Origin of the sequence: Mycobacterium kiyosense (genome assembly GCA_021654635.1) — a bacterium.
Taxonomy (GTDB): Bacteria; Actinomycetota; Actinomycetes; order Mycobacteriales; family Mycobacteriaceae; genus Mycobacterium; species Mycobacterium kiyosense.
Genome location: AP025179.1, coordinates 5662797 through 5682582 on the forward strand (window position 1 = coordinate 5662797; position 19786 = coordinate 5682582).

At 68.7% G+C, this 19786-nt stretch carries 16 protein-coding genes and 3 pseudogenes; 10 read left to right on the top strand and 9 right to left on the bottom strand.

Features of this window, described 5'->3' with window-relative positions; all coding sequences use genetic code 11:
* Window positions 1-4 precede the first annotated feature (4 nt).
* Together L6444_RS26620 and purL are read right to left on the bottom strand one after the other, a co-directional pair.
* Window positions 5-646, bottom strand: coding sequence for an Rv0804 family intramembrane glutamic endopeptidase (locus L6444_RS26620; protein WP_370653204.1), 642 nt, complete (start codon window positions 644-646; stop codon window positions 5-7).
* Complete coding sequence (gene purL / locus L6444_RS26625) at window positions 634-2895, bottom strand: phosphoribosylformylglycinamidine synthase subunit PurL (RefSeq protein ID WP_236984444.1); 2262 nt, start codon at window positions 2893-2895, stop codon at window positions 634-636. Before purL ends, L6444_RS26620 begins: the two co-directional genes overlap by 13 nt.
* A gap of 147 nt (window positions 2896-3042) precedes the next feature.
* Between purL and L6444_RS26630 the strand changes: the two genes are divergently transcribed.
* The 3 genes and pseudogenes from L6444_RS26630 (at window position 3043) to L6444_RS26640 (ending at window position 6056) form a co-directional block, all read left to right on the top strand.
* Window positions 3043-4215, top strand: coding sequence for a GGDEF domain-containing protein (locus L6444_RS26630; RefSeq protein ID WP_236978217.1), 1173 nt, complete (start codon window positions 3043-3045; stop codon window positions 4213-4215).
* Entirely contained in the window at window positions 4212-5384 is a 1173-nt protein-coding gene (locus L6444_RS26635; protein ID WP_236978219.1) for a sensor domain-containing diguanylate cyclase, read from the top strand. Before L6444_RS26630 ends, L6444_RS26635 begins: the two co-directional genes overlap by 4 nt.
* A gap of 26 nt (window positions 5385-5410) precedes the next feature.
* A pseudogene (locus tag L6444_RS26640) lies at window positions 5411-6056 on the top strand (acetyl-/succinyl-CoA transferase).
* A 2-nt stretch (window positions 6057-6058) separates the two neighbouring features.
* Here L6444_RS26640 and L6444_RS26645 read toward each other — a convergent pair.
* A pseudogene (locus L6444_RS26645) lies at window positions 6059-7310 on the bottom strand (M18 family aminopeptidase).
* 51 nt (window positions 7311-7361) lie between these two features.
* Between L6444_RS26645 and L6444_RS26650 the strand changes: the two are divergent.
* The 4 genes from L6444_RS26650 to L6444_RS26665 all read left to right on the top strand — a co-directional run bounded on the left by L6444_RS26650 (window position 7362) and on the right by L6444_RS26665 (window position 11300).
* A complete protein-coding gene (locus tag L6444_RS26650; protein WP_236978221.1) occupies window positions 7362-8381 on the top strand; it encodes a Dyp-type peroxidase in 1020 nt (339 codons plus the stop codon).
* Window positions 8378-9181 (top strand): family 1 encapsulin nanocompartment shell protein, encoded by an 804-nt coding sequence (locus L6444_RS26655; RefSeq protein ID WP_236978223.1) that lies wholly within the window; start codon window positions 8378-8380, stop codon window positions 9179-9181. The genes L6444_RS26650 and L6444_RS26655 overlap by 4 nt, the downstream gene beginning before the upstream one ends.
* A 54-nt stretch (window positions 9182-9235) precedes the next feature.
* Entirely contained in the window at window positions 9236-10675 is a 1440-nt protein-coding gene (locus L6444_RS26660) for a dihydrolipoyl dehydrogenase family protein (protein ID WP_236978224.1), read from the top strand.
* Window positions 10676-10829: 154 nt separating this feature from the next.
* Window positions 10830-11300, top strand: coding sequence for a hypothetical protein (locus tag L6444_RS26665; RefSeq protein WP_236978225.1), 471 nt, complete (start codon window positions 10830-10832; stop codon window positions 11298-11300).
* A 5-nt stretch (window positions 11301-11305) separates the two neighbouring features.
* Here the strand turns inward: L6444_RS26665 and L6444_RS26670 are convergent, their stop codons facing one another.
* Window positions 11306-12397: an NAD-dependent epimerase/dehydratase family protein gene (locus tag L6444_RS26670; RefSeq protein ID WP_236978226.1), complete on the bottom strand. Its 1092-nt coding sequence runs from the start codon at window positions 12395-12397 to the stop codon at window positions 11306-11308.
* Between the two features lie 153 nt (window positions 12398-12550).
* Here L6444_RS26670 and L6444_RS26675 point away from each other — a divergent pair, with 153 nt between their 5' ends.
* Both L6444_RS26675 and L6444_RS26680 read left to right on the top strand, forming a co-directional pair.
* On the top strand, window positions 12551-13360 hold the full coding sequence (locus tag L6444_RS26675; RefSeq protein ID WP_236978227.1) for a lysophospholipid acyltransferase family protein: 810 nt from the start codon (window positions 12551-12553) through the stop codon (window positions 13358-13360).
* Between the two features lie 12 nt (window positions 13361-13372).
* Complete coding sequence (locus L6444_RS26680; RefSeq protein WP_236978228.1) at window positions 13373-14758, top strand: WS/DGAT/MGAT family O-acyltransferase; 1386 nt, start codon at window positions 13373-13375, stop codon at window positions 14756-14758.
* 6 nt (window positions 14759-14764) lie between these two features.
* On the opposite strand, the gene purQ is transcribed toward L6444_RS26680, so the two are convergent.
* From purQ to L6444_RS26700, 4 genes are all read right to left on the bottom strand, one after another.
* Window positions 14765-15439 (bottom strand): phosphoribosylformylglycinamidine synthase subunit PurQ, encoded by a 675-nt coding sequence (purQ, locus tag L6444_RS26685; RefSeq protein ID WP_236978229.1) that lies wholly within the window; start codon window positions 15437-15439, stop codon window positions 14765-14767.
* Complete coding sequence (purS, locus tag L6444_RS26690) at window positions 15436-15675, bottom strand: phosphoribosylformylglycinamidine synthase subunit PurS (RefSeq protein WP_236978231.1); 240 nt, start codon at window positions 15673-15675, stop codon at window positions 15436-15438. Before purS ends, purQ begins: the two co-directional genes overlap by 4 nt.
* 68 nt (window positions 15676-15743) lie before the next feature.
* The gene (locus tag L6444_RS26695) at window positions 15744-16496 is read right to left on the bottom strand and encodes an LLM class flavin-dependent oxidoreductase (protein ID WP_236978232.1); all 753 of its coding nucleotides are present in this window, start codon (window positions 16494-16496) and stop codon (window positions 15744-15746) included.
* A 49-nt stretch (window positions 16497-16545) separates the two neighbouring features.
* Entirely contained in the window at window positions 16546-17274 is a 729-nt protein-coding gene (locus tag L6444_RS26700) for an ATPase (RefSeq protein WP_236978233.1), read from the bottom strand.
* Between L6444_RS26700 and L6444_RS26705 the strand changes: the two genes are divergently transcribed.
* The gene (locus tag L6444_RS26705; protein ID WP_236978234.1) at window positions 17251-17889 is read left to right on the top strand and encodes an MBL fold metallo-hydrolase; all 639 of its coding nucleotides are present in this window, start codon (window positions 17251-17253) and stop codon (window positions 17887-17889) included. The two genes, L6444_RS26700 and L6444_RS26705, sit on opposite strands and share 24 nt — an antisense overlap.
* A 180-nt stretch (window positions 17890-18069) precedes the next feature.
* On the opposite strand, the pseudogene L6444_RS26710 reads toward L6444_RS26705, so the two are convergent.
* Window positions 18070-19772 (bottom strand): annotated as a pseudogene (locus L6444_RS26710) (FAD-binding dehydrogenase).
* Between the last annotated feature and the right edge of the window lie 14 nt (window positions 19773-19786).

Here is a 19786-nt window from a genome sequence, read left to right on the forward strand (position 1 = left end):
CCGCTCACCGCAGCGCGTGTGAGCCGTTGCACGTCCAGCGCTGGACGGCTACCGCGGCCACCGCCCCGGACTCGTTGATCGCCAGGTGCGCAAGCATCGGTGCGGCCAGGCTGCCGGACCGCTCGGCCAGCCAGCCGAACACCCAGCCGGCAACGGCGGTGACCAACGCGACGGGCACCACCGGCTCGCCGGTCGCCCGCGCGTCGGCGATGTGGGACAGCCCGAATGCCCCGGCCTGCAGCAGCCGTCCACCGGTGGTGCCGAAGGCGCGGGCCGCCGTGACGCCCAAGGCGGCGCGGAAGGCAGCCTCCTCGGCCCACACCGTGCCTATCGGTATCTGCAGCCCGAGCCAGCTCGGCACCGACGGCGGCAGCTCACGCGCGGCCATCGAGAGGCGCACGATGGGCACCGGTGTGCTGGCCCCGATCGCCGCCGACACGACGGCCGCGGCCACCGACCCGGAGCGCAAGCCCGACCACACCTGCGGAGCCCGAAAACCCAACGGCGCCCGCGTGATCCACACCAGCAGGGCGCCGGCAACGGCCTGCACCGGGGATCGCCAGACGGTCGGGAGCCGCAGGCCGATGAAGCTCCAGCCGACCAGTGCGGCCGCCAGAGCCAGTGCGCGCAGACTCACCCGAACAATCGCGGCAGCACCGCCTCGGAAGTCTCGCGCAGTTCGGCCAGTGAAACGGTGAACAACCCCTGCACCTCGATCTGGTCGGAGGCCTGGTCCACCACACCGATGCGGACGGCCGGCAAGCCGCGTGCCTCGCACATGGAACGGAACCGGCTCTCCTCGGTGCGCGGCACGGCGACCAGCACCCGGCCGGCCGACTCGGAGAACAACGCCACGAACGGGTCGGCCGCCTCGGGAAGCACGATGCGGCAGCCGGTTTCACCGGCGAGGGCGGCTTCCACGACGGCCTGGGCTAATCCGCCCTCGGACAGGTCGTGCGCGGCGGTGATCAACCCGTCCCGGGACGCGGCACGCAATACCTCGGCCACCAATTTCTCGCGGGCGAGATCGACCGCGGGTGGCGAACCGCCCAGGTGTCCGGCGGTGACCTGGGCCCAGACGGATCCGTCGAACTCGTCGCGGGTGTCGCCGAGCAACAGCAGGGTTTCGCCGGGCTCGGTGCCCAGGGCGGTGGGGACACGCCGGGCGACGTCGTCGAGGACGCCGAGCACGCCGACCACCGGGGTCGGCAGGATCGCCGACGAGCCGGTCTGGTTGTAGAAGCTGACGTTGCCGCCGGTGACCGGAATGCCCAGGGCCGCACAGCCATCGGCCAGACCGTGTACCGCCTGGGAGAACTGCCACATCACACCGGGATCTTCGGGTGAGCCGAAGTTGAGGCAGTTGGTCACCGCGACCGGGGTGGCGCCGGTGACCGCGACGTTGCGGTAGGCCTCCGCCAGCGCCAGCTGGGCGCCGGTGTAGGGGTCCAGTTGGGTGTAGCGCCCGGACGCGTCGGTGGACAGCGCGATGCCGCGGCCGGTGGTCTCGTCGATACGCAGCACGCCACCGTCGGCGTGCTCGGCCAGTACGGTATTGCCGCGCACGTAGCGGTCGTACTGCTCGGTGATGAAGGCGCGACTGCACAGGTGCGGACTGCCAAGCAGCGCAAGCAAAGTCGCCCGCAGTTCGGCGCCGGTGGCCGGGCGGGGCAGCTTGGCCGACGTGTCGGCGACCAGCGCGTCCTGGGTGTCCGGGCGGGCGACCGCTCGCTGGTACACCGGCCCCTCGTGGGCCACCGTGCGCGGCGGTACGTCCACCACCGTCTCGCCGTGCCAGGTGATGCGCAGCCGGTCGCCGTCGGTGACCTCGCCGATCACCGTGGCCAGCACCTCCCACTTGCGGCACACCGCCAGGAACGCATCGACGTTCTCCGGTGTCACCACCGCGCACATCCGTTCCTGCGACTCACTGCACAGGATCTCGGCGGGCGTCATCTGTTTGGCCCGCAACGGGACCGCGTCCAGGTCGATCACCATGCCACCATCACCCGCGGAGGCCAATTCAGATGTGGCACAAGATAATCCGGCACCGCCCAGATCCTGGATGCCCACCACGAGTTTGCCGGCGTACAGCTCCAGGCAGCACTCGATCAGGACCTTCTCCATGAAGGGGTCACCGACCTGCACCGACGGCAGTTTCTTGCGGGAATTCTCCGCGTCGAACGTGTCCGAGGCCAGCACCGAAACCCCGCCGATCCCGTCCAGGCCGGTGCGCGCCCCGAACAGGATGATCTTGTTCCCGGTTCCGGAGGCGAATGCCAGGTGCAGGTCCTCCTGACGTAACACACCGACGCACAACGCATTCACCAACGGGTTGCCGGCGTAACACTCGTCGAAGACGGTCTCGCCGCCGATGTTCGGCAGGCCCAGCGAGTTGCCGTACCCACCGACGCCGCGGACCACCCCGTCGAGCACGCGGCGGGTGTCGGGCGCGTCGGCGGCGCCGAACCGCAGCTGGTCCATCACCGCCACCGGACGCGCTCCCATGGCCATGATGTCGCGCACGATGCCGCCGACTCCGGTGGCCGCGCCCTGGTAGGGCTCGACATAAGAGGGATGGTTGTGCGACTCGACCTTGAAGGTGACCGCCCAGCCGTCGCCGATGTCGACCACGCCGGCGTTTTCGCCGATGCCGGCCAACATCCCGGTGCGCATCTCGTCGCTGGTGGTCTCACCGAAATAGCGCAGGTGCACCTTGGAGGACTTGTACGAGCAGTGCTCGCTCCACATCACCGAGTACATGGCCAGCTCGGTGTCGGTGGGCCGGCGGCCGAGGATCTCGCGGATCCGCTGGTATTCGTCCTCTTTGAGGCCGAGCTCACCGAATGGTTGCGGGTACTCCGGAGTGGTTGCGGCGTGTTCGACGGTATCGATCGTGTGGGTGCTCGCGCCTGTCACGACGACAGTCTAGAGTCCGGCGGTCTGTGGTGCTCAGGACGCGCGCGGCGACCCGTGGGATGCGCCGGACCGGCAGGCGTGCCGACTTCAACCGACTTGCCCCGGCAACTAAAATTCAGTGACGTGCCATCCCCGGAGCAGTGGTTGTCCACCCTGACGTCAGCCGGGGTGCCCGCATTCCGGTGCCGCGTCGACAACTCCGGACCCTCCATCGTGGCGCGCACGCCGGAGTTCATGGCGATGATGCAGGACCTGACCGGCCAGCTGGACGAATACACGCTGTTGGCACGGCTCGCCGCCGCGTGGCCGGCGGACCCCGGCGACGCACCGTTCATGCTCGGAGCCGCGAACCTGGACTGGCAGTGTGTGCTGACCCGCTTCGACGCCCCGAGCGCCGACTACCTGGCGATCTTTCGTGTCTGCGAACGACTGCAGGTGCCCAGCGTCGCCTTCTCGACGATGATCGACAACCTGCCGGACGTGGTGACGCGCCATGACCGCCACTTCCGTTGCGTCTACGCCAATCCCGCCATCGAGCAACTGACCGGGATCAGCGCCGATCAGCACATCGGCCGGGACCTGCGAACGCTGTTCATGGCCGAGGAGCGCAGAGCCAACACCGATTCGGTCTATCAACGGGTCTTCGACACCGGCGAGATCGTCACCGTGGACTTCGGTTACGCCGGACCAGGCGGCCTGCGCAACTACCAGGCCCGGGCAATGCCGGAATTCGACCATGACGGTCGCGTACAGACCGTGTTGTCGATCATCCGCGACGTCACCGAGCTCACGCAATTGCAACAGCAGTTGGAGCGTCTGGCCCGCACTGACCCGTTGACCTCCTTGTTGAATCGGCGCAGTTTTCTCGAATGCGCCGGCGCGGCGCTGGATCGGGCTCGGCGCGGGCACTGTGAGCTGAGCCTGCTGATGCTCGACGTGGACAACATGAAGTGCATCAACGATCGATTCGGCCACGCGGCCGGGGACCGGGTGCTCGAGGCGCTGAGCCGCATGCTGGTCACCGAGACCCGCGCCCAAGACTTCGTCGCACGATTGGGCGGCGACGAGTTCTGCATCGCGTTGATCGACACCGACGCCACCCAGGCCGACGCGGTTGCCGAGCGACTGTGCCGGCGCGTCAACGACATCGCTGTCTGCGACGACCGCTCGGTCGAACTCAGCGTGAGCGTCGGAGTCACCCAGGCGGGACCGACGGATACCTGCGCGGCCGACCTGATCGCCCGGGTCGACACCTTGATGTATCAGGCGAAGTTACGCGTCCGGGAAATGTCATGAGCGACCGGTGGCTGCAGGCCATGTGTCTGGCCGGCGTGCCCGCCTGCACCTGTCGACACAGCCGCGATCTGGTCGAGATATGCACGCGTACACCGAAATTCGTTTCATTGATGGAGTCGGGTGCGTTGACGGAGTCGGCGTTGACCGCGCAGCTGGCGGCGGAATGGCCATCCGAGGCCGCGGACTTCACCTTGAGCGGCACTGGCCCGCCGGTCTGGCAGTGCGTGATCACGCCCCTCGACGAGCCGGACGGCTCGGCTACTCATATGGCGATCGTTCGGCTGCCCACCGACAGCCAGTTGCGCAACGATGCGGACTTCGCGTTGGTCGAAAGCCTGCCCGACATCGTGTCACGGTACGACCGCAACCTGCGCCACCTCTACGTCAACCCGAGCCTGGACAAGGTGACGGCGCCACTGACGGCGCAAGACCATATCGGCAAGGACCATTACGAGCTCAACAACGCCCCGGAGATGGCCGCGCTGTTCCAGTCGGTGTATCGCACCGTGTTCGCCACCGGCGAAGTGACGCAACAGGATTTCGAATACCCGGCGCTGGACGGCCCGCGCCATTTCGTGTTCCGCGTGGTGCCCGAGTACGGGCCGGATGGCGAGATTCGCACCGTGCTGAACACCGCCCGGGATATCACCGAAATCAAAGCGCTGCAGCGGGAGTTGGAGAAGCTCGCCCGGTCCGATCCGCTGACCTCGCTGTTGAATCGGCGTGGTTTCGTCGACCGGGCCGAGGCCGAGTTGCAGCGGGTCCGCCGCGGTGACGGCCGGTTGAGTCTGCTGCTGCTCGACATCGACGATTTCAAGTTGGTCAACGACCGGTCCGGCCACGGCGCGGGCGATCTGGTGCTGATCGCCATCGGCGACGTCCTGCGCGAGGAGCTTGCGTCGGGTGACTTCGCCGGCCGTGTCGGCGGCGACGAGTTCTGCGTCGCCTTCGTCGACAGCCCGGCCGCCGAGGTGCGCGCGCAACGGATCCGGCACCGCATCAGCGGACTCGACGAGCGGTACGGATGCACTCCGGGGGTCGGCGTGAGCATCGGGCTGACCGCGGCCGGCGCCGACGACAGCTTCGCGGATCTGATCGTGCGGGTCGACGAGGCGATGTACCGGGAGAAGGCGGCCAACCGAGCGCGCGCGAATCATGGTTCTGCGTAGCGCATTTCGCGGGGGAAGATGATCCGATGTCCCGTCACTGGCCGCTGTTCGACCTGCGGATCAGCACCCCCCGGCTGCAGCTGCGGCTGCCCACCGAAGAGCTGATCGACCAGCTGATCGACACGATTCTCGACGGCGTGCACGATCCGGCTCGGATGCCGTTCGCGGTGCCGTGGACGCGGGCGCCCCGCGAACAGCTGCCGTTCAACACCTTGTCTTTTCTGTGGCGGGAATTGGCCGCCTTCCGAGCTCATGGTTGGCACCTGCCGCTGGCGGTCGTCGTCGACGGAAAAGCCGTCGGCGTTCAGGCGCTGATCGCCGAGGATTTCCCGATCACCCGGCAGGTACAGTCCGGTTCCTGGTTGGGCCGGCGTTACCAGGGGCGCGGCTACGGCACCGAGATGCGCTCAGCGGCTTTATCTTTCGCGTTCGAATCGTTGGGCGCCCAGGTGGCCACGTCGACCTCGTTCGTCGACAACCCGGCTTCGATCGCGGTGTCGCGCCGCGTCGGGTATCGCGACGACGGCGTGGAACGGGTGCAGCGCGAGGGGATTGATGGTCGAGCAGCTCCGGTTTCGGCTGACCCGCGCGGATTGGCATCGGCGCCGCGACCTGGATGTGCGGGTGGACGGATTCGAGCGGTGCCGCCCGCTGTTCGGCCTGGGCCGCTGACGTCAGCCCGGTGCGAGAAACGCCCGTAGCGCGGCGGCATACCGGGCTACGTCGTGGGCGCCCATCAACTCGCGCGCCGAGTGCATGGCGAGTTGGGCAGCGCCGACGTCGACGGTCGGAATCCCGGTCCGCGCCGAGGCCATCGGCCCGATGGTCGACCCGCACGGCAGGTCGGCGCGGTGTTCGTAACGTTGCAGCGACACCCCCTGCCTGCTCACAGGCCAACGCGAACGCCGCGGCCGTGCGTCCGTCGGTGGCGTAGCGCAGGTTGGGGTGCACCTTGAGCACCGGCCCGCCGTTGACCTCGATCCAGTGGCCCGGCTCGTGGCGCTCCGGATAGTTGGGATGGGTGGCGTGCGCCATGTCGGCCGAAGCCAGCAGCGAGGCGGGCAGCAGCCGCAGGTAGTCCTCCCGGCCACCGCCGCCGGCCAGCACCATGCGCTCCAGGATGGTGGTCAGCAGGTTGGATTGGGCACCGTGGTCGGAGGTCGACCCCACTTCCTCGTGGTCGAACAGCGCCAGCACCGGCACGAATTCGCCCGGCTCGACGGCCAGCAGGGCCTCCAGTCCGGCGTAGCAGCTGGCCTGGTTGTCCAGCCGCGGCGCGCTGAGCAGGCTGGCGTCCGCGCCGATCACCGCCGACGGGGTCAGGTCGTGCGTCATCAGGTCCGCGGCCAGCAAGTCGGCCACCGCGACGCCCGCGCGGCCGGTGACGTACTCGAGGAACGACCCCTCCCCGACCCCCCATACCGCGTTGAGGTGGCGCTGCGGATCCAGCGTCACCGACTTGCGGTCGTCGGCCAGGTGGATGGCCAGCTGCGGCACCCGCAGGATGGGCTCGTCGATCCGCACCAGCCGATGGCTGACCCCGGTGCCGTCGCGCACCGACAACCGCCCGCTGATGCCCAGGTCGCGGTCCAGCCAGGAGTTCAGCCACGCGCCGCCGTACGGTTCGAGCGCCACCAGCCGCCAGCCGGCGACCGCGCGGTCCGGGTGCTGCTTGACCCGCAGGTTCGGACTGTCGGTGTGGGCGCCGACGATGCGAAACGGCGTGCCCGGCGCCCCGCCGTGCCAGGCGACCAGCGATCCGGCCCGCACCACGAAATAGCGGCCCGGCTCGGCGGGCCAGCGGTCGGGCTCGCGCAATTCGGTGTACCCGGCATCGAGCAGACGTACGGCCGCCGTCGCGCAGGCGTGAAACGGCGACGGGGACGCGTCGATGAATTCACCCAGCCCGGGCGCGGTGGCCACCATGTAGCCAGGTTAAGCACCACTGCGTGGACCGGGGAGGTTAGGGTCGACCCTGTGCCCGCTGTTCAGCCACAGCCCATTCTGGCGCCCCTGACGCCCGCCGCGATCTTCCTGGTGGCCACCATCGACGAAGGTGGCGAGGAGACAGTCCACGACGCATTGGCCGACATCTCCGGATTGGTGCGCGCGATCGGCTTTCGCGACCCGGCCAAACGACTGTCGGTGATCACCTCGATCGGCTCGGATGCCTGGGACCGGTTGTTCTCCGGACCGCGGCCCGCCGAGTTGCACCCGTTCGTCGCGTTGCAGGGTCCGCGCCACACGGCGCCGGCCACCCCGGGTGACCTGTTGTTCCACATCCGCGCCGAAACCATGGACGTGTGTTTCGAACTGGCCGGGCGCATTCTCAAGGCGATGGCCGGCGCGGTGACGGTGGTCGACGAGGTGCACGGCTTCCGTTTCTTCGACAACCGCGACCTGCTCGGCTTCGTCGACGGCACCGAGAACCCGGACGGCCCAATCGCGGTGAGCGCCACCGCAATCGGCGACGAGGACCCCGACTTCACCGGCTCCTGCTACGTGCACGTGCAGAAGTACGTGCACGACATGACGTCGTGGGAATCGCTGTCGGTCACTGAGCAGGAGCGGGTGATCGGGCGGACCAAACTCGAAGACATCGAGATGGACGACGACGTGAAGCCGTCCAACTCGCACATCGCCCTCAATGTGATCACCGACGACGACGGCACCGAGCTGAAGATCGTGCGGCACAACATGCCGTTCGGCGAAGTCGGCAAAGGCGAGTACGGCACCTACTTCATCGGGTATTCGCGCAGCCCCGCCGTCACCGAACAGATGTTGCGGAACATGTTCCTCGGCGACCCGCCTGGCAACACCGATCGGGTGCTGGACTTCTCCACCGCCGTCACCGGCACCATGTTCTTCTCCCCCACCGTCGACTTCCTCGACGACCCGCCGCCGCTGCCCCAGACGCCCGCGCCCGCCCCGGCGATAGCTGCACCCTCCTCCGACGGTTCCCTCTCGATCGGCAGCCTGAAAGGAATGTCCCGATGAACAACCTGTACCGCGATCTGGCACCGGTCACCGAAGTCGCTTGGGCCGAAATCGAATTGGAGGCCTCGCGCACCTTCAAACGGCACCTCGCCGGGCGCCGCGTGGTTGACGTCAGCGAGCCCGGCGGCCCGGTTACCGCGGCGGTCAGCACCGGCCGCCTGCTCGACGTGGCGGCACCCACCGACGGCGTGGTGGCCCACCTGCGCGCCAGCAAACCGCTGGTGCGGTTGCGGGTTCCGTTCACCTTGTCCCGCGCCGAGATCGACGACGTGGAGCGCGGGTCCAACGACTCCGACTGGGACCCGGTCAAGGCGGCCGCCAAGAAGCTGGCGTTCGTCGAGGACCGCGCCATCTTCGAGGGCTACCCCGCGGCGTCGATCGACGGCATCCGCAAGTCCAGCTCCAATCCGCCCCTGACGCTGCCGGAGGATCCGCGCGACATCCCCGACGTGATCACCCAGGCGCTGACCGAGCTGCGGTTGGCCGGGGTGGACGGACCGTACTCGGTGCTGCTGTCGGCGGACGCCTACACCAAGGTCAGCGAGACCACCGCGCACGGCTATCCGATCCTCGAGCACCTCAACCGGCTGGTCGACGGCGACATCATCTGGGCGCCGGCCATCGACGGCGCCTTCCTGCTGACCACTCGCGGCGGCGACTTCGACCTGCAACTGGGTACCGACGTGTCGATCGGCTACCTCAGTCACGACGCCGACACCGTGCAGTTGTATCTGCAGGAGACCCTGACGTTCCTGTGCTACACCGCCGAGGCGTCGGTGGCGCTGAGCCCACCCGCATAGCAGGTCTGCGGGGCCGGACTGAACTGCGCTGCCGGACTGAAAGGACGATCGACGATGACCGAGCGGGACTTCGACGTGGTGGTGCTGGGCGCTGGGCCGGTCGGCGAGAACGTCGCGGACCGGGCCCGGGTGGCCGGCTTGAGTGTCGCGATCGTCGAGCGCGAACTCGCCGGTGGCGAGTGCTCGTACTGGGCCTGCGTGCCGAGCAAGGCGCTGCTGCGTCCGGTCCTCGCCTTAGCCGATGCGCGCCGCGTCGACGGCGCACGGCAGGCGGTCAGCGGCTCGATTGACGCCGCCGCCGCGTTCGCCCGTCGCGACCACTATGTCGGCAACTGGGACGACTCCGGTCAGGCCGATTGGATCGCCGGTACGGGCGCGACGCTGATCCGTGGGCACGGCCGGTTGGCGGGTCCGCGTCGGGTCACGGTAGCCGAGCCCGGCGGCGGCCAGAGCACCCTGACCGCCCGGCATGCCGTCGTCGTGTGCACCGGTACCCGCGCCGCGCTACCCGAACTGCCGGGCATCGACGACGTCCGGCCGTGGACGAATCGCCAAGGTACCGATAGCAGTTCGGTCCCGGGCCGGCTCGCGATCGTCGGTGCCGGCGGTGTCGGCGTCGAATTGGCAACGGCCTGGCAGGGTTTGGGTGCGTCGGTCACGCTGCTGGTCCGTTCGCGGCTGTTGCCGCGGATGGAGCCGTTCGTCGGCGAACTCATCGAGAAGGGTCTGCGCGATGCCGGCGTCGACGTCCGCAAAGGCGTTTCGGTAACCAAGCTGAGCAGACCCGGACCGGTGCTGGCCGAGCTCGACGACGGCAGCACACTGGAGGTCGACGAGATCCTGTTCGCCACCGGCCGGGCACCGAGCACCGACGACATCGGTTTGGAGACAGTCGGATTGGAGCCGGGCAGCTGGTTGGACGTCGACGACACCTGTCGGGTGCGGGCCGTCGGCGAGGGGTGGTTGTATGCCGCCGGTGACGTCAACCACCGCGCCCTGCTCACCCATCAGGGCAAGTATCAGGCGCGGATCGCGGGGGCGGCCATCGCCGCTCGCGCGCAGGGCCGGCCACTGGACACCTCGCCGTGGGGCGAGCACGCCACCACCGCCGACCACTATGCGGTGCCGCAGGCATTCTTCACCGACCCGGAAGCGGCGTCGGTGGGGCTGACCGCCGAGCAGGCTGCGCAACACGGGCACCGCGCCAAGATCGTCGACGTCGAGATCGGCGACGTCGTGACCGGTGCCAAGCTGTTCGCCGACGGCTACACCGGGCGGGCCAGGATGGTGGTCGGCGTCGACGACGGCCGCGTACTGGGCGTGACGCTGGTGGGGCCCGGTGTCACCGAACTGCTGCATGCGGCCACCGTCGCCGTTGCCGGGCAGGTTGCCATCGACCGGTTGTGGCATGCGGTGCCGTGCTTTCCGACGATCAGCGAGCTGTGGCTCAGACTCCTTGAGGCGTACCGGGATTCGGACTATGTGCTGGTCTAGGAAGAGACGGCCGGCGGCGACCTCGGACGGCTCCTAGCACCGGGGAACCGGAAACCGCGGAAACCGACTCGCTCAGCGAATTCTCAACTGATTCTTCGCCATCCCTGGCTTTGCCGAAAGCGTCCGCATAGCCGGGTGCCGGAGCATCGACATCATGACTGACTTCTCGGCCGAGCCGCTGAGCACCGACTTGATCGAGCGCTACCTGCGCACCCGCGGGCGGCGGTACTTCCGCGGCCGCCACGACGGCGAGTTCTTCTTCGTCCTCGACGTCGAGCGGCGCCTGCATGTGCACTTGGAGATACCGCCCGCGCACCCCGATGTGTTCACCATTCGGGTCACTCCCGCGTGCTTCTTTCCGGCCGACGATCGTCGGCGGCTGACCCAGTTCGCCGACAGCTGGAACCGGGTGAACCGCGACGTCACCGCCGTGGTGCACGGGTCCTCGGACCCGCAGCGAATCGGAGTCAGCGCCGAGCAGACCCGCCGGGTCGGGGGCCGGGTGGACTTCCACGAATTGACCGGCTTCGCCGACCGTGCCATCGCCGCCGCGATCGATCTTTTCAGCAGGTTGGCTCCGGTCGTCGAATTGCCTTCTCCGACACTGGTACTGGATGCCGGCTGAACCTCTCAGACCAGGCGCCCGGCGAGCACCCTGTCCGGCCGTGGTTCGCCGAGCTTGGTACGCATAGCGCCCCACGGGTCCGCGTAGCGTCCCGGCGCGTCCCGATAAGCCGCACGCCGCTTGAGCACCAACCGGGCCAGGGGCGCCAGCAATCGCATCGGGTGCCGGCGCCAGCCGGTGGCCGCACGCATCTCGGCCAGCATGTCCGGCCACCGGTGGTGCTGGAAGTCCAGCAGCTCCTGGGATCGGGTGGTGTCCATCCAGTCGGTGACGAACCAGTTCTCGTCGCTGTCGGGGTCACCGGGCCGTCCTCCGGGTAATACGTCGTCCAGGCCGCGGGTGGCCGCCAACGCCGCGCCCACCTCGCCCTGCAACAGCTGGTGCGATTCGTCGCCGGCGATCAGCAAGATCTCGCCGACCACGTCTCGCGCGGGAGCGGTTGTTGCGGCAGCGAACGCGACCGCGACATCGCGGACGTCGACGCTGTGCATCCGCCCGTCGGTGGGCAGCGCGCTTTCGAAGTAGAGCGCGTCGAACGTGAACGGCATCGCGCCGGGGTCGACGCTCATCACGCCGCCCAGCCGCAGGATCACCCACGGCAGGCTCGAGCTCCGCACGTGGCGCTCGGCTTCCGCCTTGTGTGCCCCGTAGCTGTCCGACGGGGCGAGGGGGCTGTCGGCGGTCAGCAGCTGCGGGTGGCGGTGCGGATTGCGGGCCCCGTGCACGGCGTTGCTGGACGCCTGGATGAAGCGGGGCGGTTGCCGGCATGATTCGGCAGCCCGCAACAGCGACACCGTCGCGTCGACGTTGACCCGGCGCGCGAGCTCGGGCTGGCCGTAGATCACCGGCGGGATCACCGCGGCCAGGTGGATGACCACGGCCGGCTCGACCTGGGCGATCAGCTTCGCGACGGCCTGCGGATCGGTGAGGTCCGCCCAGTACGCCTGGGCGCCGGCGGGCAGCGACCTGGCCGCCTTGCGCTGCGCCGGGGTGCCGAGGTCGGTGGCCACCACCTGGTGGCCACCGGCGGCCAGCCGGCGCACGGTTTGCGATCCGACCAGCCCGAATCCTCCTGTGACAAGCACTATTTCGGCCATGGCGCCTCCCCTGACTCGTTGCTGTGCGGTATGCCACACTGTGTGATAATGACATTCTCTTTATTCGAGAGTAGCATATTCTCTACATACGTAGAGCGGCGGAACGGGTAATCCCCATCACAACGCCACCATCGCCGACCATCGGAGAACGCCATGACCGCCAGCGACAATCCGGACGCACGCGAGATCGCCAAGTGGGATCCCGCATTCACCAAGCAGGTCATCGACACCGTCGCACCGATGGTCAGGCGGTGGCACCGCGCCGAAGTACGAAATCTGCAGAACATCCCTGCCGCCGGCGGCGCGCTGGTGGTCTCCAACCACTCCGGCGGCATGTTCACCCCGGATGTGTTCATCTTCTCGCCGGCCTACTACGACACCTTCGGCTACGACCGCCCCGTCTACACCCTCGGCCACTACGGACTGTTCATCGGTCCGATGGACGGCTGGCTGCGCCGGCTCGGGGTGATCGAGGCTAGCCGGGAAAATGCCGCCGCCGCACTGCATTCCGGCGCGGTGGTGCTGGTCTTCCCAGGCGGCGACTACGACTCCTACCGACCGACGTTCGAAGCGAACACCGTCGACTTCAACGGCCGCACCGGCTACGTCACCACCGCCGTCGAAGCCGGGGTACCAATCGTGCCGACGGTGTCGATCGGCGCGCAGGAAACCCAGCTGTTCCTCACCCGCGGCAACTGGCTGGCCCGCAAACTGGGGCTGACCAAGGCCCGGATGGACATCCTGCCGGTCAGCTTCGGTTTCCCGTTCGGCATCAGTGTGATCTTCCCGCCCAACCTGCCGCTGCCGGCCAAGATCGTGACCGAGGTGCTCGAGCCGATCGACGTCGTCGCGCAATTCGGCACCGACCCCGACGTCGCCGAAGTGGATGCTTACGTCCGCTCGGTGATGCAGCGCGCGCTGGACCGGTTATCCGCCCAGCGCCGGCTGCCCGTGTTGGGTTGAGAGCAGGTCGTAATGAAACGGCTGAACGGCATGGACGCGATGCTGCTCTACAGCGAAACGCCCAACCTGCACACCCACACCCTGAAAGTGGCCGTGATCGATCCGGGCACAGCACCTTTCGGCTTCGAGGCATTCCGCCGCCACCTGTCCGGGCGGATGCACCTGCTGGAGCCGTTGCGCTACCAGCTGGTCGAGATGCCCTGGCGGCTCGGCCATCCGATGTGGCGAGAGAACTGCGAGGCGGACCTGGACTACCACCTGCGCCGGGTACAGATCCCGGCACCGGGTGGTCGGCGCGAACTGGACCAGGTGATCGGTGAGATCGCCTCGACGCCGCTGGACCGCGGACGTCCGCTGTGGGAGTTCCATTTCGCCGAGGGACTGGCCGGCGGCCGGTGCGCGGTGATCGGGAAGGTACACCACTGTCTGGCCGACGGCATCGCGTCGGCGAACCTGTTGGCACGCCTGATGAACCTGGTTGACGTGGCCGCAACCGACTGCGAGACGGATTGCACTGCAACGACTTTCGGTCTGGTCCGGGCAGCGCTGGCGGACCAGTTCCGCCAGCTCGCGGCGTTGCCCGGGTTGATCAGGGACGCCGCGCGGGGCGTGGCCGGGGTGCGCCGACGCTCCCGGGAACGCGGCGGCCACCCCGATCTCGCCGCCGCATTCGACGCCCCACCGACCTTCCTCAACAGTCACGTGGTGTCGCCCCAACGCCGATTCGCCAGCGCGGCGCTGCCATTGGCCGAGGTCAAGGCCACCGCCGCGGAGCTAGGTGTGACGATCAACGACCTGATCCTTTCGATGGCCGCCGGGGGCCTGCGCACGCTGCTACTGGACTACGACGGAGTCGCCGACCGGCCCATCGTCGCGTCGGTCCCGACCGCCACCGACAAGTCGGACCGAATCACCGGCAACGAGATCAGCGGTCTGTCCGTCTCGCTGCCGGTGCACATCGACGACCCGGTCGAACGGGTACGGCTGGTGGCGCTGGCCACCCGGATCGCCAAGGAGGACCACGAGATCCTCGGCCCCGGCCTGTACGGGCGGATGATGAGCTACCTGCCCGCGGCAATCGCGCCGGCGATGTTCCGCTGGCTGGGCCGGCGCGACGCGCCGAACAAGATCATGAACGTGGCGGTGTCCAGCGTGCTGGGCCCGCGCCGGCGCGGGAACTTCGCCGGTGCCCCGGTCAGCGAGATCTACTCCACCGGGGTACTCTCCCCCGCGGCGCCGGTCAACATCACCGTGTGGAGCTACGCCGACCAGCTCGGCATCGCGGTGCTGACCGACGACAAGACCTTCACCGACACCCACGACGCGACCGCGGCGCTCACCGCGGCGTTCGACGAGTTACGCAGTGCCGCAACACCTTACGCGACGCTCACGGCCTGATCAGGTTCAGGCGGCCAGCACCGCGTCGAGCGCGGAGTAGAACAGGCCCAGCCCGTCTTCGGACGGCCCGGTCAGCGCTTCGATCGCGTGCTCGGGGTGCGGCATCAGGCCGACCACGCGCCGGTTGGCCGAGGTGACACCGGCGATGTCGTGCTGCGAACCGTTGATGTTGTCCCGGTAGCGGAACACCACCCGGCCCTCGCCCTCCAGCTCGTCGAGCACCTGCTTGGGTGCCACATAGCGACCCTCGCCGGACTTCAGCGGGATCAGCAGGTCGGCGTCGGGCTCGAAGCGCGACGTCCAGGCCGTCGCCGTCGAGGCCACCCGCAGCCAGACGTCGCGGCAGACGAAATGCAGGCCCACGTTGCGGGTCAGCGCGCCGGGCAGCAGGCCCGCTTCGCACAGCACCTGAAAACCGTTGCAAATACCCAACACCGGCATGCCGCGGCCGGCGGCGGCGACCACTTCGCCCATCACCGGAGCGAACCGGGCGATCGCTCCCGCGCGCAGATAGTCCCCGTAGGAGAAGCCGCCCGGTACCACCACCGCGTCGACGCCTTTGAGATCGGCGTCGGCGTGCCAGAGGTTGACCACCTCGGCGCCCACCTTGCGCGCCGCTCGCGCGGCGTCCACGTCGTCGAGGCTGCCGGGAAAGGTGATGACGCCGATACGGGCCGTCACCGCGGTTCCCGGCTGATCGTCCAGTCCTCGATCACGGTGTTGGCCAATAACGACTCGGCGATCTCGGCCAGCGCGACGTCGTCGACGGTGTCGTCGACCTCCAGCTCAAACCGCTTGCCCTGACGGACATCCGAAATACCCCGATGACCCAGCCGGCCCAGCGCGCCGACGATTGCCTGACCCTGCGGATCGAGAATCTCCGCTTTGGGCATCACATGCACGACCACCCGGGCCAACGCGCTCCTCCTCAGCTCCGATCCCCGTCTCGCCCGACGGGCGGACAGACGGGCCAACTCTACCGCGCCTAGCCGACCAGGATCAGGCCGTCGCCGCCCAACTCGGCGATGCGGCGCTGCGCTGCGCCGTCGGGATCGAGTGCCGCCTCGGACAGCGCCGTCCAGGCGTTGAGCAGCAGCGCAGCATCCGGTTGCGCCGACGCCGCGCGGGCGGCGCGGGCCGCCTCGAAAAACTCGCCGATGCGGGGGTGCTCGAGTGCGACGTTCACCGCATCGCATCGCTGTCCGGCGAGCTCGGCCAGGGCGATGCTGTTGACTCCGAGCAGCACCGGCGGACGCGGGTCGGGCAGCGGAAACCCCGTCCACTGTGCGGCCCGGTTCGGGTCCCACTGAGCGTCGCACAGGTCGAGCACGTCGCGCAGGTGCCGGTGCCGCTGCCGCATCGAGTCGCTGAGCGCGATTCCGACAAGTTCGTGCTCACGCGACCAGGGGCTGCCCGGCGCCGCTCCCGCGCCCAGCCCGAACACGAAGCGGCCGCCACTGATTTCCTGGACCGAGGCGGCCGCCGCCACGGTCACCCCGGCGGGCCGGTTGGCCGCGTTCACCACCAGGGTGCCGACCTTTATCGAGGACGTCGCCGCGGCCAGCGCCCCGGCCAGCGTGAAGCACTCCAGCATCCGGGAGCCGGACAACATCGCGCCGGAGAGGTGGTCGAACACCCACGCGGTGCCGAACCCGTCGGCTTCGGCTCGCAGCACGCTGTCCCGCAACTGCGGCCAGGGATGGGAAGCGGCGCTGTAGAGCACGTCGAGTGTCACCATCGACCCAACATACCGGTTAAAAATACGGCGCCGGAACGGATTTCGCGCGTCACGAACAGGACGCGATGTAGGCCTCGCACAGCGGAGCGGTCATCGCGTCCAGGACGGCGGCGTCGGAGATCACCGGCCACGCCACTTCGGGGGACCCGCTCGCCCACAGCGTCAGCTCGCTGATCGTGCTGCTGGCGACGTGAGCCAGCAGATAGGTGTGCACGAGGACCGGTCCGCTGATCACCGCCGCCATCCGGGTGGGCTCGTCATCGGTGACCGACGGCGACTGTGCCGGTGCGCCCAGCTGGCAGGCGCGCAGTGCGGCGACCGCGCTGCCGAAGACCGATGCGGCCAGCGCGCCGCCGCGGGCGGTGTCACCGCGCCAGTGCATGATCTGGGCGTGCAGTTGCCACTGGCCGTCGGGACGGGTCACCGTGACGCGGGCCGCGACGGTCGAGTTGCGAGTGTCCTGCGGGACGGCCGGGGTTGCGCAGACCTGCTCGAACTTGAACTGCGGCGTCGTGCCGGTCACCGGCACCGCGCGGCCGGCGAGCGGCGGCCAGCCGGACACCGCATCCAGCGGCACCGACCGATGGGCGATCCACGCGGTTGACGGGATCTGGTCACAGATCGGCGGGCAGGTCTGCGGCTCGGCGTGTGCGGGCGCCACCACGATCAGCGCGACGACGACATTGCCGGCGACCAGCATCGTCGCCAGAATCATCCGCAGCTGCACGGCCCCCATCAGGGCACAATCGTAGACATGCAACTGACGCATTTCGGCCATTCGTGCCTTCTCGCCGAGTTCGGTCAAACGAAAGTCTTATTCGACCCGGGCAGCTTCGCCCACGGCTTCGAGGGCATCACCGGCCTGTCGGCGATCCTGATCACCCACCAACACCCCGACCACGTCGACGTCTCGCGGCTGCCGGCGTTGCTGGAAGCCAACCCGGACGCCCCGCTGTACGCCGACCCGCAGACCACCGCGCAGCTGGGCGAGCCCTGCCAGGCGGTGCACGTGGGTGACGAACTTTCGGTGGGGCAGCTGACCATTCGCGCCCTGGGCGGTCGGCATGCGGTGATTCATCCGGAAATCCCGGTAATCGAGAACATCTCGTTTGTGATCGGCGACGGCGACCACCCGGCCAGGTTGATGCATCCCGGCGATGCGCTGTTCGTGCCCGACGAACCCGTGGACGTGTTGGCCACTCCCGCGGCGGCGCCGTGGATGAAGATCTCCGAAGCTGTCGACTACCTGCGGGCGGTGAACCCTGTCCGGGCGGTCCCCATCCACCAGGGCATCGTGGCGCCCGCGGCGCGCGGCATCTACTACGGGCGGCTCACCGAGATGACCGACACCGACTTCCAGGTGCTACCGGAGGAGGACGCGGTCAGCTTCTGACCGCGAGTCAGCCGTGCTGTTTGCGGCGGCGCCGCGGCCGGTGGTATCGCCGAGCTGCCGACGTCAGCCGCGAGCGTTGCGCTGGCGTGACGCTCGGCGCCGACTGCTGCGCTGGCGTGACGCTCGGCGGGGTAGACGCGGGGTAGACGTGGGGTAGACGTGGGGTAGACGCGGGGTGGACTAGGCGATGTCGGCGGCGGCGCCGCGGCCGGCGGCCCGGCCGGAGAAGATGCAGCCGCCCAGGAAGGTGCCCTCCAGCGCACGGTAACCGTGCACGCCGCCACCGCCGAAGCCGGCGACCTCGCCGGCCGCATACAGCCCGGCCACCGGGCTGCCGTCGGCCTTGAGGACCCGCGAGTCCAGGTCGGTCTCTATGCCGCCCAACGTCTTCGGGTGAGGATGTGCAACTTGACCGCGATCAGCGGGCCAGCCTTGGGATCGGCCAGACGATGCGGCGCGACCACCCGACCCAAACGGTCACCCAGATAGGTGCGGGCGGCGCGGATCGCGGTGATCTGACCGTCCTTGGTGAACCGGTTGGCCACCTCACGATCGCGCGCGGTGACGGCCGCCGCCACGGTGTCGTAGTCCAGCGGCTGCACGTCGGGCAACTCGTTCATGGCGGCCACCAGCCCGGGCAGTGAATCGGCGGTGACGAAGTCCACGCCCCGGTCGATGAACGCCTGCACTGGCGCCGGCGGACCGGAACTGGCCCGCGAGCGCAGCAACTGGCGCACGCTCTGCCCGGTCAGGTCCGGGTTCTGCTCCTGGCCCGACAGCGCGAATTCCTTCTCAATGATCTTGGCGTTCAACACAAACCACGTGTAGTCGTAACCGGTATGGGCGATGTGCTCCAAGGTGCCCAGCGTGTCGAAGCCCGGATACAGCGGCACCGGCAGCCGATTGCCCTCCCCGTCCAGCCACAGCGACGACGGCCCGGGAATGATCCGGATACCGTGCTGCGGCCAGACCGGTTCGTAGTTGGTGATGCCTTCGGTGTAGTGCCACATCCGGTCGGGGTTGATCACCCGCGCACCGGCTTTCTGGGCGATGCCGAGCATCCGGCCGTCCACGTGCGCGGGCACCCCGCTGAGCAACTGCTTGGGCGCGCGGCCCATCCGACGCGGCCAGTTCTTGCGCACCAGATCGTGGTTGCCGCCGATGCCCCCGCTGGTGACGATCACCGCGCCGGCGCGAAACTCGAACTTTCTCAACCCTTTCCGTGAGGACGGCACCCCGCGCGGCTGATCGGACGGTTCCAACACGGTGCCCCGGACACCGGTCACCGCGTCGCCCGCCACGATCAACCGGTCCACCTGATGGCGGTGCGCGAACCGCACGTTCGGCCGGTTGCGCAGCTGCCGGGCGAAGATCTCGACCAGCGCGGGCCCGGTGCCCCAGGTGATGTGGAACCGCGGCACCGAATTGCCGTGTCCCTGTGCGTCGTAACCTCCCCGCTCGGCCCAGCCGACCAGCGGGAAGATCTTCAGGCCGCGGGCCCGTAGCCAGCTGCGCTTCTCCCCCGCCGCGAAGTCGACGTACGCGTGCGCCCACTGCTCCGGCCAGTAATCCTCGGGCCGGTCGAACGCTGCGGTGCCCAGCCAGTCCTGCAGCGCGAGTTCGTGGCTGTCGCGAATGCCCAGCCGACGCTGCTCGGGGCTGTTGACGAAGAACAGGCCACCGAACGACCAGTACGCCTGCCCGCCCAGGTTGGCGCTGTTCTCCTGGTCCAGGATCAGCACCCGCAGACCGCGTTCCGCCAGTTCGCAGGCCGCCACCAGTCCGGCCAGCCCGGCACCGACGACGATCGCGTCCGCCGTGAAGGCTTTCAACTCGTCGGAACCCGCAGTCGCTTCGCTCATGTCGGTACAGGGTAGTGCCACCGATGTGGTGGCCG

Excerpts from the sequence above, each read along its gene's own strand:
- L6444_RS26700 (WP_236978233.1), bottom strand. The coding sequence starts at position 17,274 with ATGGCCGAAATGCGTCAGTTGCATGTCTACGATTGTGCCCTGATGGGG.
- L6444_RS26665 (WP_236978225.1), top strand. The coding sequence starts at position 10,830 with ATGACTGACTTCTCGGCCGAGCCGCTGAGCACCGACTTGATCGAGCGC.
- L6444_RS26660 (WP_236978224.1), top strand. The coding sequence starts at position 9,236 with ATGACCGAGCGGGACTTCGACGTGGTGGTGCTGGGCGCTGGGCCGGTC.
- L6444_RS26670 (WP_236978226.1), bottom strand. The coding sequence starts at position 12,397 with ATGGCCGAAATAGTGCTTGTCACAGGAGGATTCGGGCTGGTCGGATCG.
- L6444_RS26695 (WP_236978232.1), bottom strand. The coding sequence starts at position 16,496 with ATGGTGACACTCGACGTGCTCTACAGCGCCGCTTCCCATCCCTGGCCG.
- L6444_RS26680 (WP_236978228.1), top strand. The coding sequence starts at position 13,373 with ATGAAACGGCTGAACGGCATGGACGCGATGCTGCTCTACAGCGAAACG.
- L6444_RS26655 (WP_236978223.1), top strand. The coding sequence starts at position 8,378 with ATGAACAACCTGTACCGCGATCTGGCACCGGTCACCGAAGTCGCTTGG.
- L6444_RS26635 (WP_236978219.1), top strand. The coding sequence starts at position 4,212 with ATGAGCGACCGGTGGCTGCAGGCCATGTGTCTGGCCGGCGTGCCCGCC.
- L6444_RS26675 (WP_236978227.1), top strand. The coding sequence starts at position 12,551 with ATGACCGCCAGCGACAATCCGGACGCACGCGAGATCGCCAAGTGGGAT.
- L6444_RS26705 (WP_236978234.1), top strand. The coding sequence starts at position 17,251 with ATGCAACTGACGCATTTCGGCCATTCGTGCCTTCTCGCCGAGTTCGGT.